Source organism: Paenibacillus sp. GCM10027629, from assembly GCF_042676425.1.
Taxonomy (GTDB): domain Bacteria; phylum Bacillota; class Bacilli; order Paenibacillales; family Paenibacillaceae; genus Paenibacillus_K; species Paenibacillus_K terrigena.
Window position 1 is genome coordinate 121,294 of sequence record NZ_JBHTGZ010000002.1, and the last position, 16,404, is coordinate 137,697.

Genomic DNA, 16,404 nt, shown 5'->3' on the forward strand with positions numbered 1-16,404 from the left:
CTAGATCATGGAGTTAATTAAAGTCTGGGTATATGGGTGCTGCGGATCTTCCATGATTTGATCCGTCAGACCTTTCTCCACAATGCGTCCGTTCTTCATCACCACAGTACGCTGTGTGAGCATGCGAATCACCGCGAAATCATGGGAGACGACGATCATGCTGATCCCAAGCTCCCGCTGAATCTGCCGGATTAAATCGAGCACTCGTGCCTGTACGGATACATCCAGCCCTGTCGTCACTTCATCCAGCAGCAAGAGGGGCGGATTGTTCGCTAACGCCTTGGAGATCTGAACCCGCTGCTGCATCCCGCCGCTGAAATATTTCGGTTGATCATCCATCCGTTCCAGCGGAATTTGGGTCTGACCGAGCAAATCCTTCGCCCGCTCCCGAATCTCGCCGACATGGCGCCATTCCGCCATGAGCAATTTCTCGGCAATATTGCCGCCACTGGAATGCGATAACCGCAGACCGAGATGCGGGTTCTGATACACCATCCCCATCAAATGGTTGCGTACCCAGCGCTTCTGCTGGCGGCTAAGCTCGAACAGATTGTCTTTCCCGTCCTGATAAACTTGTAAATTAAATTCCCCTGATGTAGGTTCCTCGTCGAAATATAATGTTTTGACCAACGTACTTTTACCTGAACCGCTCTCCCCGATAATCCCTAACACTTCTCCGGGATACAGCTCCAGCTGAATATCCGCGCAAGCAATGACCGTCCCACAGCTCGGACAGACGTTCCGCTGATGCTCCGGGCCTGTAAGCTCTATACATGAAGAGCACCCTGCCCCGTATTGTTTACTCAAATTCGAAATTTGCAGGATTGGTTCCATCCCAGATCACCCCGATCTCTACAGACTCGCCGGCCGCTTGCCGCTGGCGTTTATCACAATAGCTCGTATCCGAGCAAGCAACCTGCTTCGCTCCCGTTACCGCATCATACGACTCTTCCAAATACGTATGCGTACTGCCGCATTTCGCACATGGCTGATCGAATTTCTCCACCTCAAATGGAATATCCTCAAATTGAAGCGGCGTGACATCGGTATATGGCGGAATCGCGTAAATCCGTTTTTCCCGTCCCGCACCGAACAAAAACAAGTTGTCGGCTTGGTGCAGCTTCGGCACATCGAACCTTGGAATCGGCGACGGATCGCACAAATAATGACCATTCACCATGACCGGATAATCATAGGAAATCCGAATCTCACCATACTTTACAATGTCCTCGTACAAATGAAGCCACATTCTACTGTAATCCCGCTCCGCATGCATACGGCGCGTCTCCTGCTCACTCGGCTCGACGGTTCGCAGCACTTCCGGCAATGGCACTTGGAAAATCAAAATTTGATCCTCGCGCAGCTTCTCTTCCGGAATGCGATGCCGCGTCTGAATGAGACTTGCTTCGAGCGAATCGGTCGTCGGAGTGACGTCACACATTTGGCAGATCAATTCTCGCAAGTTGCACGCATTGACGCTGTCATCGCTGCCTTGGTCAATGACCTTGACCGTATCTTCAGGCCCGATGACGGACAACGTCACTTGCAATCCACCTGTCCCCCAGCCGCGGGCAATCGGCATCTCACGCGAACCGAACGGCACTTGATAGCCTGGAATCGCAACAGCTTTCAAGGTCTTCCGTCTGAGCTCCCGCTTCGTCAGCTCATCAAGAAATGCGTAATTATAGGCTTCCATGCGGCGTCGCCTCCTTCTCTTGTTCAATCTCTCCATCTGCGCTTCGATCACCCTTCTCGTTAATGGAACGAACGCGCTGAAGTTCAGCTTGGAAATCGACATAGTGTGGTAATTTGAAATGAGAGATAAAGCCTGAAGATTCAATGCCGTCGATATGATACAGGACGAATTCCTCGTCTTGTGCCGGCGAATCCGCATTTTGCTGCTGCATCGTCTGATCCAGAATGCTCATCGAAATGGCCTTATCTTCGTTATGACCGAAGCATAATCCATAACCAACAGCGAATTGCGCACGACCCGCAGCTTCGCGGTGATTCTCCGCGTGTACACGTACAACCATCTCCGATTCGGTGACGAGCACACGACCAATGGTCATCGTCTCGCCAGGATAGAACGGATGTTCAATCTCTACAGGCACATACCCAACGCGCAGTTCTCCAATCGTCGGATGGACATCCCCATAACCGCGTACGCTAGAATATGCAAAAGCCATCAGAGCCCCGCTCTCTCCACGCGCCATCGTCTGCAATCTTGCTGATCGTGAAGACGGGAAGCTGATCGCATGTCGAGTAATATCATCGATGACCGCCTCCTCCTCGTCTTGAGGTTCTCCAGCAGCCAACAACCCTTCAGCACGCAATAACTCAATGACACGTGGGAAAACCGGCATCTCGCTCTCTCCGTTCCCCGATAATTCTTCCTGCACAGCCTCCGTTAAGCTCTCGGACAAATAATTCGTTACGTACTTCAAAATCTCGGATGGGTCTTCATCCATCCGGCTCATATCCAGCAGCCGCTTCGTATAGTCCCGGGTAGGGCCGAGATACTGTCCGCCGGGTACTTCCTTGAATGTTGCCGAGATACGACGGATCACATCCATATTCTCGGTCTGAATCGGCAGCGTATAGAAATTACGCACCAGCGTCGAGCGGAATGCCCGCAGCAGGAACGAGGCTTCCAGCACATCCCCTTCAGCCTGCTTGAGTGCGAGCGCAGCGAGATCGGGATCGTATAAGGAACCTTCAGACATGACACGATCAACAGCGAGCCGCATCCCTTTGCGAATCTGCTGCACCTCAAGCGGTGCTCCGCCTTCCTTCCACGGGATGTACTTCAACAGCTTCTCTGCTTCATGAATCGCATGGCTTCCGCCTTTGACTGCTACATAAGCCATCTACGCCACCTCCCAACTGAATTTCGTGCTGCGCGGCACACAAGCCACGCGTCCCATCTCATCGACGAAGATCCAATCGATCCCTAACGGGAACTCGGCATTACTAGCCTGCCATCCGGATACTAGACTTCCTGCAAGACCATCAATCGATAGCTGCTGCTCCTCAGCAATGCCCGGACCTTGCATCGTAAGCTTCACACTTCCCTTACGCCCTTCCGAACCTGCGCCTAACTCATGCACGCGGCAGATGATCGTTGCACTCTCATCCGGGAAGGTAAATGTCCCTCTTTTGCAAGACTCAATATCGACACTCGCCTGTGCAGCAGCATCGCTGGTGGTGAGGAACACATAATCACACGCCTGCAGTTCCTGTCTGCGCGATAAGGTATATAACTGAAGCTGCTCTGCCAGCGACATATCTCCAATGACCTCATAGGACACCGATTGATCCAGCAACATCATCCCTAGCGCAACAATGTACGCATCCGCAGCTTCACGACGAACGAAGGACGGTGCTTCAATCTGCACAATTTTGCCAGGTCTCGACATGGCGTCCAGTACCTGACGATACACTTGCTGAACTGCATGCACACGCTCCATTGACTTCACGCCCACACTCATGCTTCCTCCTCCTCTTCGGTATCCATTAATTGAAAATCAACCTTCGTCCGCTCTATTAATGCGAAATCCGACTGACGGCGCTCCAGCAGCTCCTTCTCCTGCTTCGCGACCCAGATGCGGAACTGCTCCCGGAAATCATTCCATTTCAACTCCATGTTGTGATGCACCGCATCCAGCATTGCGATGATCCGCGCCTTATCCAGGGCATTCCCCATGACTGCGCCATATCCAACAACGCCATCAACCGTCAGCGTCGCTTCCGAAATCAAAATTTCCCCTGCATTGAATACTTGATGTTGTACCGATTCCTGCGCCCGCATCATCACCATGCCAAGCGACGCCTCGTTCACATCCTCCACACGCCCCATCTGAGCAATATGACTGCCCCATGGCCGCAGCGCTTCAACCCCCATCTCAGCGATTACAGCCGTATAGCCGCCCATTCGTGTATCCTTTTGATCCATCCCTATCGCTCCCCTCATCCATCTCGTGTTATTTATCGATCATGCTACCTATTTCGCTCGGATCCAGCTCGTATCGTATTCCTCAAGCGTCTTCGCCCATGCTTCGGGTAGATCAATATCACAGATAACGATGTCAACTTCGCGCAAATCCGCGATTTTATACATTTTCACTTCTCCGATTTTCGAATGGTCTGTGACGATAATCGTCTGTTCCGACCGCTCGATGAACTTCCGCATTAAGGAGCCGCGCTCTGCATCATATCCTGTAATGCCCTTCTTCAGTTGAATCCCGTCAATGGAGATAAATGCTTTGTTCGCCTGAAAATACTCGATCATTTGCTCCGCCAATACCCCTGTCACACGATCCTGCTCCGTGTTCACCACCCCGCCAAGCAACAAAATCTCAGCGTCTAGCATGCCGCGATTCTTATACTGCTGAAGCAGCTGCAGTGCAGGCAGTGCATTCGTAATGACCTTCAAATGCTTCACATTGGTTAAATAATGGATCATTTGCAGCGTCGTCGTACCATCATCGATAAATATCACGTCATAATCCTGCACGAGCCCTGCACAGGCACGACCGATCTTTTCTTTCTCGGGGGCAAATAAATGCTCACGTAGTGCAACGCCCGGTTCCATCCGGCCCAAGGTTAGCTTCACCGCCCCGCCATAAACCCGTTTAAGCTTATTTTCCTTCTCGAGCTCCTCAAGTGTCCGACGTACCGTTTCGAATGAGACCTGAAGCGTATCCACGAGCTCGTCACTGCGAATTTTGCCTTCCAGATGAATTTTGTTCACGATATATTCCTTGCGTTCTAATGCACTTAATGACATAAACACCCCTCCAATTCACAACCTTACTGTAAGGGATTCGTGTCAAAGGGGCATCAAATACACATGAAGATTATGTAAATATGTGTTTTTCCTATGTGTTAGTGTGTGGTTGATCCTTTTGAGAGGTTCGCATATTGTGGGAAGACAAGACGTAGAATGGAATGAGACAAGCAGAATTTATACCATATAAGGGAGGACATGTTGTGCGCAATACAATCGTATTCGCTGTGGGGAACGTTATCGCATTCGCGCTGGTATTGATCATCAATGTACTGGCAGAAAGGCTGCCGATAGGCGGGTATACGTCGGGAGAAATCTCAGCGATGTCCCCCTCCCGGTTAACACCCGCTTCTTACGCATTCATGATCTGGGGATGGATCTACACCGCACTCTTGCTGTTCGTCATCTATCAGCTGCTGCCTGCTGGCCGGGCTCGACCGGAGATACAGCGGATCGGCGGATGGTTCATCGTAAGCTGTGCCATGAATTCCGCATGGCTCCTGCTGTGGCATTATCAACATATCGAGTCCACCCTCTTCATCATGATGGGGCTACTGATCTCCTTGATTGCCATCTATTCACGAACCCGAGTACCAGGACCGCCCGTCCGGGATGCAGCAGCCTATTGGCTGCTCTCCGTTCCGTTCAGTCTCTACCTTGGCTGGGTGACGGTGGCATCGCTCACGAACCTCTCCGTCTTCCTTACCCATACCTACGGAGAGCAGCAGAAAATCGCGGGGTTATCCCAGCTCACTTGGTCAGTCATACTGCTCGTCCTCGCTTCGTTCATCACCCTGTGGGTAGCCTACCGTCATCACGATCCGTTCTACCTGCTTCCGATCGTCTGGGGACTCATCGCGATTGGGGTGGGACAGCAAGAAACGGCGATCATTGTCTATACCAGTTGGATAGCAGCAATTTGGCTCGGCGTCGCCGCACTCCGCATGGCATGGCGATCCTTGCGCTGGCAGTGTGTCACATAAGCGTCTCGTTTAGCGCGCTCCTTCCATGGAGAAGCCATATACCAAAAAATCCCTAGGCGCATAAGCACCTAGGGATTCGTTCATATCGAACCTTGGAAGGTTCGTGTTATTCGATTCAATCTTAGAATTGGTTCCAGACAATGGTCTCTTGTGCTGGGAAGCGGTGGCTCGGACGGCCTTCTTGCGCTGCTTTACCGACAGAGATCAACATGATTGGAATGTAACGGCTAGGTACGTTGAATTGCTCCGCGAATTGCGTTGCATTGTAACCACCCATTGGGCAAGTATCGTAGCCTTTTGCTTTTGCAGCAAGCATCAATTGCATAGCAGCAAGGGATGCATTAAGAACCGCGGAATCGCGAGCCACTTGCGGGCTCTTATAAGCGCCTTCGATTTGACCAACAAGCGAGTCCTTCACTGCTTGCGGCAATTGACCTGCTTTAACCGCACCACCGAAGATCGGCTCTGCATTTTTGTTCGCTTCAAGGTCGCCTAATACTGCGATGACAGCCGAAGCTTGAACCACTTGCTCTTGCCCATAAGCGATGGGAAGCAATTTCTCTTTCTGTGCTTGCTCGTCGATTACAACGAATTTCCAATGCTGCAAGTTCCAAGCGGATGGTGCTTTCGTAGCTGTCTCAATTAGCTCAACAAGCTCTTCCTTGGAAATTTTGAACGATGGATCATATTTTTTAACGGAGTGGCGATCCGTCACCACTTGCATGAAATCTACAGATGTTGTTGTTGACATCATATATTCCTCCAGTTGTGTATGAATGTGATATAAGTTACATGAATTCCGTTTCCCATTATACAACGATATATATTTAGTTGCAAACAAAAATATAGCGACTTGTTTTTACATATGAAATTATTCTTCGTGAGTACATTTAGCCTAGGCTTCGTTATTGAAAAAGACTTTATAGAAGTACATTTTCCGTTCTTCGTCGTACCCTTTCTCCAGATAGTCGAAGCTTTCATTGTTGACCTTGATCTCAATGTTCGTGTCGAGCTTGATGTCGTTCTTGAACTGGCGTTTGACCTTGCGAAGCGCCGTCTGCGAGATGTTGAAGTCTGTCATTGACGGCAGCTCCCTCATCTCCTCGTACGTTTCCTTATATGTCTTGAACATATCGATATAACCCTGATCGCGAATGACTTCCTCGTAGAACACATCCTGCGTGAACTGCTCATTGCTCGCAAAATGCTGGATCGTCTCGTTCAAGAAGACCAGCTTCTCTTTCTTCTCGAACTGATCATTCGTCGTTGCGACGACATCGTCATAGAAGTCCGAGCACATCCGGATATACTGATCGGTCATATAGTGCTCGTCCACCAAATCCCTGACCTGCAGGAAGTCATCCCTCCAATAGACTGCCTCGTTCTGACTCCCCTTATTCGATAAGTCGACCAGACTCACATGGAACCCTGAAGATGCTTGGTAATTGAAAATAATGCATCCCTTGTCCAATTTTTTGATGTTCACGCCCTGCTCGTATTGGAGTTCAAATGCAGACGAATCCCGCTCATCGATCTTGAGGAATTCATCCTTATGCTCGGATTTGAAAATGCCCGCGGCATCGACTTTGAAATTATCGTAGAGAATATTGTTGAAATGCACGACGTACAGCTCACCCGACTTAATCTGCGGATGCGAAGACTGTTCGTACAAATGCCTTAACATATGCACCGACTGGTCATAAAATGTCGTACTATCTTGGAAAATCGCGTTCGCAAATGTGTACACTTCATTCAATGCCAAGTCAGCCTCGTGATGGAACCGATACGTCGCATCGAACTTAAACGAAGCAAGAAAATACTTCAATAGCGCAGCACGAAGCTCGTCATTATCAATGACGGTTAGCTCCTTCGCGATGACGACACCTTCGTCCTTCGATTTATTGCCTACTTTATGAATAACAAGATCTTGAATTTCGATATTGGTTAGATTGATCATTCGGTCTCCCTCTTTCCTACGCGTTACCTTCGCGGTCTACAAAAAGACACTTTCCCAGTATACTCGAAAATAGTGCGCATAGGCAGACTTGACCTTTCAGTTCATTTACTTTTGCTTCGTCTGATAAGCTGCCACCATCTGTGCCCGATCCGCTTCAGACAATCGAGGACAGCTTAGGCAATACGTGCCGCCCTCCGTCTTGTACGCCAGACAGCATGCACTCTTCAGCCGCATTTTTTCCCCCGGTTCATAGGGACTATCCATGTAACGAAACTTCACTTGGAATGGGTTCTTCACGCGTCCGAACACTGTCGGAGGCAGCTGATGATGCAGCACATCCATATCTTCGGCCAGATGGATTCGCTGCACTTCATCGATCGGCTCTTCCAGCCATTGTTCGTAATAATATTCGAAATACGTCGGAATGATCCCCCATAGCGCTCCAACACTAATCCCTGCCGCGGAGGCTAAGGGTTGAAGAATCGGGCGAACCTGCTCACTGTAAAAGGAGGTCATTAGCGACGTGACGAGAAGTGATCGATTCGCAAGCGGTACCGTCGTCCCTTGAATCGATTTCAGATTAAACTTCAGCGTAATATACCCGTCCGGATGCGCTACGATGTGAACGCTCATGAGGTTCATCGACAGGTCGAGATGAATCCCGTAGCGCCAGATCGCATAATGAAAAGCCGCGAACATCCGGGCGAATTGTGCCGTGAAATACGTCGCCGCCACATCCAGTGAGAGTGCCTTCAGCTCCGGGGCATACGCGTTTAGAAATGCCAGCGCACCTTCGCGTTCTGTGAGTTGACGCATCTCGAAGTCTGCGATCGCAGGAGATGTGTCCTGATGGGTAATCATATATTTATCTAAAATTTCAGTTGGGATGTGCAATGGAAGATCCTCCTTCATCAGATGAAGCACTAGCGATATGATTCGAGATAACGCTAATAGTGATAATGATAATTAATATCAATAATAAAATGATAATCTTCCAGCTTCACCCTGTCAATTCTAAACCGCGTACACACCAAAACGCCCGTCTCTTCTCCAATGGAAGAATAACGGGCGTTTTTATGTAGAGAAATATTAGAGAACTTGCAGACAGACCGGTTTGGTCACTTCTACACGATCCGTTGTTGCTTCGGGCATTCCTTCTGGATTCAATCGAATCACGAGCATCGAATCCGAATTCTGATTCGCTGCCAGAATATACGGCGCGTCTGGCACAAGCGTGAAATGACGAGGGATGTTCCCTTCCGTTGCAACGAGACCTGCATACTTCAATTCTCCTGGGTGTTGAACGGTGAATACGGCAAGACTATCTTCCCCGCGGTTCGATCCGTACACAACATTGCCCGAAGCGGAGACAGTAATTTCGGCGCAGTAGCTCTCCCCTTGGAAGCCTGGAGCCAGCGTCGACAACTTCTGTACAGCTGTTAATTTGCCTTGCTCCCGGTCTATCTCGAATACTTCGACTTCTGATGTCAATTCATAGATGACATAGACATAAGGAGCCTCCGGATGGAAGTCCAAATGACGCGGTCCAGAGCCTGGTGTAACGTGCGCGATCGAACGCTCGATTAATTTGCCATCGGACGTTAATTCATACGTAACCACTTGATCCAGACCAAGATCCGCTACAAGGAAATATGACGTGCCTGGTATCTGCTTAATGGAATGCGGATGCGGGGTTTCTTGACGATCTGCTCGAACCCCATTTCCGACATGCTGTACTTGGTCAGACATTGAGCCGATCGCGCCCTCTGCTGTGATTGGATAGACGCAAATGCTACCCGAAGAATAGTTCACGAGCAAGAGATAGTCTCCCGATGCATCCACTACGACGTAACAAGGATCTGCCCCTAGGGTAGACTGTCTGTTCACTTCTTCCATCGTGCCCTGCTCCAGATCATAACGCAAAGACACGACAGCCCCATCACCTGTCTCACTCACAGCATACACGCGGTTGCGAGCAGCATCTACGGTTAAGAACGATGGATTCGCCACACCTGCAACGCCACCTACACGCTTCAGACGACCCTCTGCTTGATCGAATTGAAATAAATGAATACCCTCTTCTTCCTTCGGCGCATACGATCCAACAAATACTGCTCTGTTCTGCGTCATTACGATATCCTCCTCAACATATATAAATTGAATCGATTTCTTATGTATTCCACATGGCGATAACGATACTATCATTCTACCTCCTTTTACCATACGTTTCACCACATGATTTTAATCCCCATAAAGTGGTGCATTGACTTCGAAGCGATTCAGGTACTTTGCGGGGAGCACAGAAAGCCAAAATAACCCGGCCTTGAAACAGGCCGGGTTATTATCTATCCGTCTACTAAATTTTGAATTTCCCAACTTGGGCTTGCAATTGCTCTGCCATCGTCGACAGCGAGCCTGCCGACGTGCTGATCTCTTCCATCGAAGCTAGCTGTTCTTGCGTCGCTGCCGATACCGTCTGCGATTCTGCAACCGCTACTTCAGCCGCTTGTGAGATTGAGTTAATCGAGCCTACCACTTGTTCCGTGTTCACAGACATTTGATGAACACTCGCGGATACATTCTGAATTTCATCGGATACTTGATTAATCGAATGATGAATATGTTCGAACGCTTCGCCGGCTTGGTTAACCGTACGGATTCCCTCTGCAACTTCTTTTCTACCAATCTCAACGGATTGTTGGGTCGTCTTCGACTCTTTCTGGATCACCGTGACAAGCTCGGTAATCTGCTGTGCCGATTGTGCCGATTGCTCGGCTAGATTACGCACTTCATTCGCAACCACAGCAAACCCTCTGCCGTGCTCCCCTGCTCTTGCCGATTCAATGGCAGCATTAAGTGCAAGCAAATTCGTCTGTCTCGCAATTTCCGTGATGATCTGTACGATTTCTCCGATATCTTTGGAACGATTCGTTAGACCTGTGATGACGCGAGATAGACCTTCCATCGTATGGTTAATTGACTGCATCTGCTGAACTGCGGATTGAATCGCTGTGTTCCCTTCGACAGACTTCTCTGCCGTTGCGATGACCACACTAGATACACTTTGGGCATTCGCATTGATCTGCTTCACGCCTTCCGACATCTCGTAGACAGCTTGAACACACTCGGATACGCTCTGCACCTGATGCTCTGTTCCTTCTGCAACACGCTGAATCGATGACGAAATTTGCACGGTCGCTTGACTGGTCTGCACGGATCCCGCGTTTAACTCCTCCGAAGATGCAGCCACGTGTTCAGCTCCTGCATGAATTTCTTTGAGCAGCTGATGCAGATTGTTCTTCATACGATTGAAGGAAATCGCGAGGTCACCAATTTCATCGCGATTCTTAATGACTAATTCCGGCTCCGTCAAATCACCATCTGCGATCAGAGATGCCGATTGCGAGATCCTTCTTAGCGGTCGACTAATCAGAACGGATACCGCATATCCAATCACAATAGCTAGAATCGAGGTAACCACAATCACGATCAGGTTCATCAGCTTCAAAGCGTTCGCATATTTTGAATTCTCCTTACTGCCTTCGTCAAGCAGCTGCTGCTGCGCCTTTGCCAGCTTATCCGCTTCATATTCCATCTCACGGCCAATGGGAATGACATTGTTCGCCGCTTGCTTCACCGCAGCAACAATATCCGTCTTGGATAAGGCGATGACCTTATCGGACTTCTCTGCGAACGATTTACTTAATTCCGCCAATTTGGCGATCGTCTTCTTATCGTCCTCCCGGTTCACCATCTTCCCGAGCGCTTCTAATTGCTTCAATTGCAGATCATTTACCTGCTTAAATCGCGTTAAAGACTCTTCCGTATCGGAGAGCAAATAATCGCGTAGTCCGCTAGTCTGCGAAATCGTGCTCTTAGATATATTCGAAGCGCCCAGCAGGATTTCAACCCTCCGTTCGAGTAGGTCCTGGTACGAATGATCCATCTTGGTCAAGCTGTTGAAAAGAATGATGCCTGAGATGATAAGGATGGCCACCACCGCCAGGAAACTACATATTAATTTCTTCCGAATGCTGAATCTCATCTTTTCTCTCCTTCCAGTTCAATGGTCTATGGTCTATTTTTCCAAGTAATTATAGCTGGAATTTCTACAACATTCCAGCATAATCCATTAAAGTTTTACAAATCTCTACAATTAACGACAAAAAAAGACACAACGATTCGAGCTTTTCCATGCCAGTTCGAACGTCATGTCTGTCTCATATTATATATCGGTCAAATGTCCTAAATTGTGAACTTTGACGTCTGAGCCTGAAGTTGCTCCGCTCTCTTCGAGAGCGAATCCACGAAGGAGGCGAACTCTTCCATTGAAGCCAGCTGCTCTTCCACAGCCCCCGTAACCGTCTGCGATTCCGATGCAGAACGCTCTGTCATCTCAGAAATGGCATCCATAGACTTCACAACTTGGGCCGTATTCACATTCATCTGCTCAATACTGCTCGACGCAAGCTGTATTTCATCGGACACCCGAAGAATCGCTGTCTGAATATGGCCGAAGGCTTCCCCTGCGAGATTCACAATTCGGATACCCTCTTGAATCTCCTCACGTCCCACTTGGCACGATTGAACCGTCGATGCTGAATCACTCTGAATCTTCGAGATCAGCTCCGTAATCTGCATCGCCGATTGCGATGATTGCTCAGCGAGCAACCGAATCTCTTGCGCAACCACAGCAAACCCTTTGCCATGTTCCCCTGCACGCGCAGACTCTATGGCTGCATTCAGAGCTAACAAATTCGTCTGCTTCGCGATACTGGTAATGAGCTCGACCATCTTGTTAATATGTTTCGAACGATCACCGAGCTCAACAATGATCTGGAATAACCCATCAATCGTCTGCTCAATCGATTGCATTTGTGCAATCGCTGCTTGGATGGACTGATTGCCTTCCTCCGACTTCTCCCGCGTCACGACGACCGCATCAGCCACTTGCTGTGCATTGTCGGAAATCTGCTGCGCACCCACCGTCAATTCCTGCATGGCTTGTACACAGACAGCCACATTCTGTACTTGGTGATCCGTACCTTCCGCTACACGCGTAATGGATACTGCAATCTGCTCTGTAGAACAATTGGTCTGCTCCGCGCCTGCCGCGAGTTCCTGGGAAGAAGCAGCCACATGCTCAGCACCTTCAGAGATCTCGGTAAGGAGATGACGAAGATTACGGCTCATCTGATTGAAGGATTGTGCAAGGTCGCCAATTTCGTCGCGATTCCGAACCTGAATATCGGGGTCGGTTAACTCTCCATTTGCAATGTTCTGCGCCGATTGCGAAATTTTCACGAGTGGTCTGCTGATCAATCGTGACAACATGTATCCGATGATGATGGCGAGGAGAAGCGCAAGACCGATCGTACCATAGCTTAACACCTTTAAATCAGCGACCATCGATGAATTCTGCGCAATACTCTGCTTCAACAGTTTATCTTGATTCTGTGCAATCTGGTTCGTAATACGCTCCATCTGCTGACCTACCGGAATCAAATTCACCGTCGCATTCTTTACGGCTCCCTGCCGATCTGTCGCTGCCTCATTAATGATGTTCTCAGCCTTCAGATTGAAGTCACGACTCAGAGCAACCAATTGATTCATCAGCTGCTTATCCTCATCCTTCTCCATCAACTGCAGTGTTCCGTAGATAAGTTGAATTTCACCCTGGCTAGCTTGCTTCATTTCTTGAATATTCTGTTCATCATTGGTAAGCAGGAACTGTTGAAGGCTGCTCGTATGCTGTGCGGTATATTTCGATATGCGTTCAACGTTTGACAAAATCTGGGTGTCTCGATGCAATAATGTCGTATACGATTTGTCCATGCGACTCAAGTTCATTAATAGAAATCCACCTGAACTCACCAACAAAATCGCTACGATGAGAAAACTGATGATTATTTTTCTAGTTATGCTAAACCTCATTCTCACGTACCCCCCGATTGAATAAAATGCGATCTATATTGACCCATTTTATACCAAGGAACACAAAATATCACCAACCATTTTTAATATGAAGTCAATTGAATATGCGAAGAACAAGCCGTCTAATTCGGGATGTTGGATTATTTTGCATTATTTGACCACCGGTCCTACAAATGTATAAATAAGTCGATCAGGCGATAATAAAAAACCCTCCAGCCAATTGCTGACGTGCTTATAGGATTAGAGCCTTTTTACTGAATTTCGACATCGATCAAAAGTCCGCGCTCATCGCGATCCAACAAGACGAAAGCTGGAGTCAGCGGCAGATGGTTCTCCAGCAAGCTTTTATAGAAGCCGAGATACCGGTCTTGAATATGCGAAGCAACGTAGGCTGTCAATGAGGTTAACGGGCTTTTTGCCGAGAAAATAAACCTTTCTAAATTGAAAAAACTTGCATATAGCATCTTTCAATATTAAGCTAAAACTATATGAAAATTGCGAGTTGAATGGAGTCAACGCTTATGGAAAACCTATTCAGCATCATTGAACGTGAAATTGCTATTTTCGGTCGTCGTGCAGAGGCGATCCGCATTGCTTATCTGAATCATAAAGAGATTGATCGCTCCTCGTATTTATTGCTGCGTCTACTGCTGGATGAAGGCCCGCTTGCCATTAAATCGCTTGCAGATGCGCTACATCTAGACATCTCGACCGCAAGCCGGCAGACCGCTGCACTCGAAGGGAAAGGATTCGTAGAACGCCTATCCGACCCAAGTGATGCACGTGTCAAATTACTGCAGATTACCGAATTTGGGCGTAGCGAGCTGCATGCCTTTGCGATGGCGCGTGAGGAATTCTACGCGAAGCTGCTCGAGGACTGGAACGAAGATGAATGCCGACAATTCGGCGAAAGTCTGGCACGCTTCAACCGTACCATCGAAGAGCGTCGCTTAGAGCGTGAGAAATCCGAATAACGAAGATCCTACTATCGAACCTGAAAGGAAGAGGCATCCTTCATGACTCCTTATCATTTCCGGCAACGAGAGATCGTCACACGCATTACAAACTTAGCAAGCCAGCAACCGGTTCTATCAAGCGGACTCTGGTTCCATCACGACATACGCGATAATTTCTACTATGCTTCCTATTTATTCGCTGCAGCGGTCGACTCAACGATTCCTGTCTCTTTTGACCGGGATGAAATGAAAGCCCTTGCAACATCCATTCTGCTGCAGGTGCTTCAGCTGCAAGATCAGGATCCGAGCAGCCCTACCTACGGCCACTGGCCGCTGAACCTGGACCCTGTTCCAAGCGAAGCAAAACCGCACCCTTTACCTGTCGAGATTATGGGCAGCCTGATGGTCTATTTCGATTCACAATATCAAGTTGCGTTCAGCGATCTGTTGCGCACGGCTTTTGCTACAGCATTTCTACATATTTATCAGGGCAACTTCTATCGCAAACCGATGGAACAGTATGGCCATCATGAGGCCAAATTTACTTCTGCCAAACTCATATTCGGTCATAAATTCCAAGATATAGCCCTCATTCAAGACGGCCATGATAGCTTGAAGCTTACGCTAGACCGCATTCACACGCTTGGCATGTGGGAGTACGGCAGCCTGCCGTGGTTCTGGCATTGGGTTCAGGCCTATACTTGCGCCTACACATTAGAGCAGAACGACTCCATCCGGCAAGACATCAGCCATCTGCTTGATGCACTGTGGCGCCAACGATCGCAATATTACCTGAAGGGAACCTGGGTCGGCGCCCATGCCCGCGGCGGGTGGCATGACGTCCCCCGCGACGGTAACGTGCTGCTCGATTACGTGCAATACGGTGACTTCATACTCTCTGAGGCCATGCCTCGCACCGAATATGCCGGCTTCTTGTTCTACGAAGCGCCTGCCGATGCTCGCCAGACCGCATTAGATCGGTCTAAGCCGTTGGAAGTGAGGCAGCGCATCACTCGATTGGAATCGACGGGACCTATCCATCTCCATTCCTATGCCTATATTACGGAGCACTATGCTGCTGGTGGCATGTGGGAGCGGTACACCGAGTTCGATAATGAGCAGCAGCGCTGGGATATTACGATCCCACTGGTCAATGAACATAGTATCAATCAAGCTTATTTCTTCCATCCCGGTGACGGGTATCATGCAAGAGATCCAAGACATCACAGCGAGTATGCGCATACCCTTTACCATCGGAATACGGTCATGGCACTCTATTCCATTCCAGAGACCTCTCCTGTCGACTACATTGTCGGCGTGCTACCAAAGGGCACCTGGCAGGCAGAGCCATCCGCGCTCTATGGTCTTATAGAGAATGTATATATCGCTGTACATCTCATGCAGCCTTATCAATATGAGGAAATGGAAGACCGACTTTCGGTGAGAAGCGAAGGCCGCTGGAATGGCGTCGTCATTGAAGCGATAGCTGTAGAGGAAGCCATGCAATTAGGGATGGAGAGCTTCGAGCTCTTTATCGAAGCGATGCAGGCGAACGCACCCGTATTCGCAGCGGAAGCGGATGGGGTCCTGCAAGTCCAGTACCATACACGATACAACGAGGAGCTGCAGCTTACTGTCCACGGCCCGAATCACCATGAGGCACGAATCGGTGGCGAGCAAGTCGATTTTGAGGGTTACAAGGTATAATTTTTCAAATCTATCTGGCAGTACCAAAGGCGATTTCAGAAGACATGTATTGATCTTCAGAAGCGCCTTTTTTGTGTT

General features: G+C 49.0%; 16 protein-coding genes. 3 read left to right on the forward strand and 13 right to left on the reverse strand.

Going from position 1 to position 16,404, the window contains the following annotated elements; genetic code table 11:
- The 6 genes from ACFQZR_RS00865 to ACFQZR_RS00890 are packed head-to-tail and all read right to left on the reverse strand — an operon-like array spanning window position 1 to window position 4,789.
- Window positions 1-834, reverse strand: a complete 834-nt coding sequence (locus ACFQZR_RS00865; protein ID WP_379341942.1) for an ATP-binding cassette domain-containing protein — start codon at window positions 832-834, stop codon at window positions 1-3.
- Window positions 800-1,696 (reverse strand): alpha-D-ribose 1-methylphosphonate 5-phosphate C-P-lyase PhnJ, encoded by an 897-nt coding sequence (locus ACFQZR_RS00870; RefSeq protein ID WP_379341944.1) that lies wholly within the window; start codon window positions 1,694-1,696, stop codon window positions 800-802. The genes ACFQZR_RS00865 and ACFQZR_RS00870 overlap by 35 nt, the downstream gene beginning before the upstream one ends.
- Window positions 1,683-2,870, reverse strand: coding sequence for a carbon-phosphorus lyase complex subunit PhnI (locus ACFQZR_RS00875; RefSeq protein ID WP_379341946.1), 1,188 nt, complete (start codon window positions 2,868-2,870; stop codon window positions 1,683-1,685). Before ACFQZR_RS00875 ends, ACFQZR_RS00870 begins: the two co-directional genes overlap by 14 nt.
- The gene (phnH, locus tag ACFQZR_RS00880) at window positions 2,871-3,491 is read right to left on the reverse strand and encodes a phosphonate C-P lyase system protein PhnH (RefSeq protein ID WP_379341948.1); all 621 of its coding nucleotides are present in this window, start codon (window positions 3,489-3,491) and stop codon (window positions 2,871-2,873) included. It abuts the gene before it with no gap.
- Complete coding sequence (phnG, locus tag ACFQZR_RS00885) at window positions 3,488-3,955, reverse strand: phosphonate C-P lyase system protein PhnG (RefSeq protein WP_379341950.1); 468 nt, start codon at window positions 3,953-3,955, stop codon at window positions 3,488-3,490. The genes phnH and phnG overlap by 4 nt, the downstream gene beginning before the upstream one ends.
- A gap of 48 nt (window positions 3,956-4,003) precedes the next feature.
- Window positions 4,004-4,789, reverse strand: coding sequence for a DeoR/GlpR family DNA-binding transcription regulator (locus ACFQZR_RS00890; RefSeq protein ID WP_379341952.1), 786 nt, complete (start codon window positions 4,787-4,789; stop codon window positions 4,004-4,006).
- Window positions 4,790-4,992: 203 nt separating this feature from the next.
- Between ACFQZR_RS00890 and ACFQZR_RS00895 the strand changes: the two genes are divergently transcribed.
- Window positions 4,993-5,772: a hypothetical protein gene (locus tag ACFQZR_RS00895; RefSeq protein ID WP_379341954.1), complete on the forward strand. Its 780-nt coding sequence runs from the start codon at window positions 4,993-4,995 to the stop codon at window positions 5,770-5,772.
- 121 nt (window positions 5,773-5,893) lie between these two features.
- Here ACFQZR_RS00895 and ACFQZR_RS00900 read toward each other — a convergent pair whose 3' ends face one another.
- The 7 genes from ACFQZR_RS00900 to ACFQZR_RS00930 form a co-directional block, all read right to left on the reverse strand.
- Window positions 5,894-6,523, reverse strand: a complete 630-nt coding sequence (locus ACFQZR_RS00900; RefSeq protein ID WP_018758776.1) for a nitroreductase family protein — start codon at window positions 6,521-6,523, stop codon at window positions 5,894-5,896.
- Window positions 6,524-6,667: 144 nt separating this feature from the next.
- Window positions 6,668-7,729, reverse strand: a complete 1,062-nt coding sequence (locus ACFQZR_RS00905) for a nucleoid-associated protein (RefSeq protein ID WP_379341956.1) — start codon at window positions 7,727-7,729, stop codon at window positions 6,668-6,670.
- 105 nt (window positions 7,730-7,834) lie between these two features.
- Window positions 7,835-8,623: a (2Fe-2S)-binding protein gene (locus tag ACFQZR_RS00910; protein WP_379341958.1), complete on the reverse strand. Its 789-nt coding sequence runs from the start codon at window positions 8,621-8,623 to the stop codon at window positions 7,835-7,837.
- Between the two features lie 195 nt (window positions 8,624-8,818).
- Window positions 8,819-9,859, reverse strand: a complete 1,041-nt coding sequence (locus ACFQZR_RS00915; protein ID WP_379341960.1) for a lactonase family protein — start codon at window positions 9,857-9,859, stop codon at window positions 8,819-8,821.
- A 226-nt stretch (window positions 9,860-10,085) separates the two neighbouring features.
- Entirely contained in the window at window positions 10,086-11,774 is a 1,689-nt protein-coding gene (locus ACFQZR_RS00920; RefSeq protein ID WP_379341962.1) for a methyl-accepting chemotaxis protein, read from the reverse strand.
- 200 nt (window positions 11,775-11,974) lie between these two features.
- Window positions 11,975-13,663: a methyl-accepting chemotaxis protein gene (locus tag ACFQZR_RS00925; protein WP_379341964.1), complete on the reverse strand. Its 1,689-nt coding sequence runs from the start codon at window positions 13,661-13,663 to the stop codon at window positions 11,975-11,977.
- A 251-nt stretch (window positions 13,664-13,914) separates the two neighbouring features.
- Window positions 13,915-14,061: a hypothetical protein gene (locus ACFQZR_RS00930; RefSeq protein WP_379341966.1), complete on the reverse strand. Its 147-nt coding sequence runs from the start codon at window positions 14,059-14,061 to the stop codon at window positions 13,915-13,917.
- 123 nt (window positions 14,062-14,184) lie between these two features.
- Between ACFQZR_RS00930 and ACFQZR_RS00935 the strand changes: the two genes are divergently transcribed.
- The gene (locus ACFQZR_RS00935) at window positions 14,185-14,637 is read left to right on the forward strand and encodes a MarR family winged helix-turn-helix transcriptional regulator (RefSeq protein ID WP_379341968.1); all 453 of its coding nucleotides are present in this window, start codon (window positions 14,185-14,187) and stop codon (window positions 14,635-14,637) included.
- 42 nt (window positions 14,638-14,679) lie between these two features.
- On the forward strand, window positions 14,680-16,326 hold the full coding sequence (locus tag ACFQZR_RS00940; protein WP_379341970.1) for a hypothetical protein: 1,647 nt from the start codon (window positions 14,680-14,682) through the stop codon (window positions 16,324-16,326).
- Window positions 16,327-16,404: the final 78 nt, after the last annotated feature.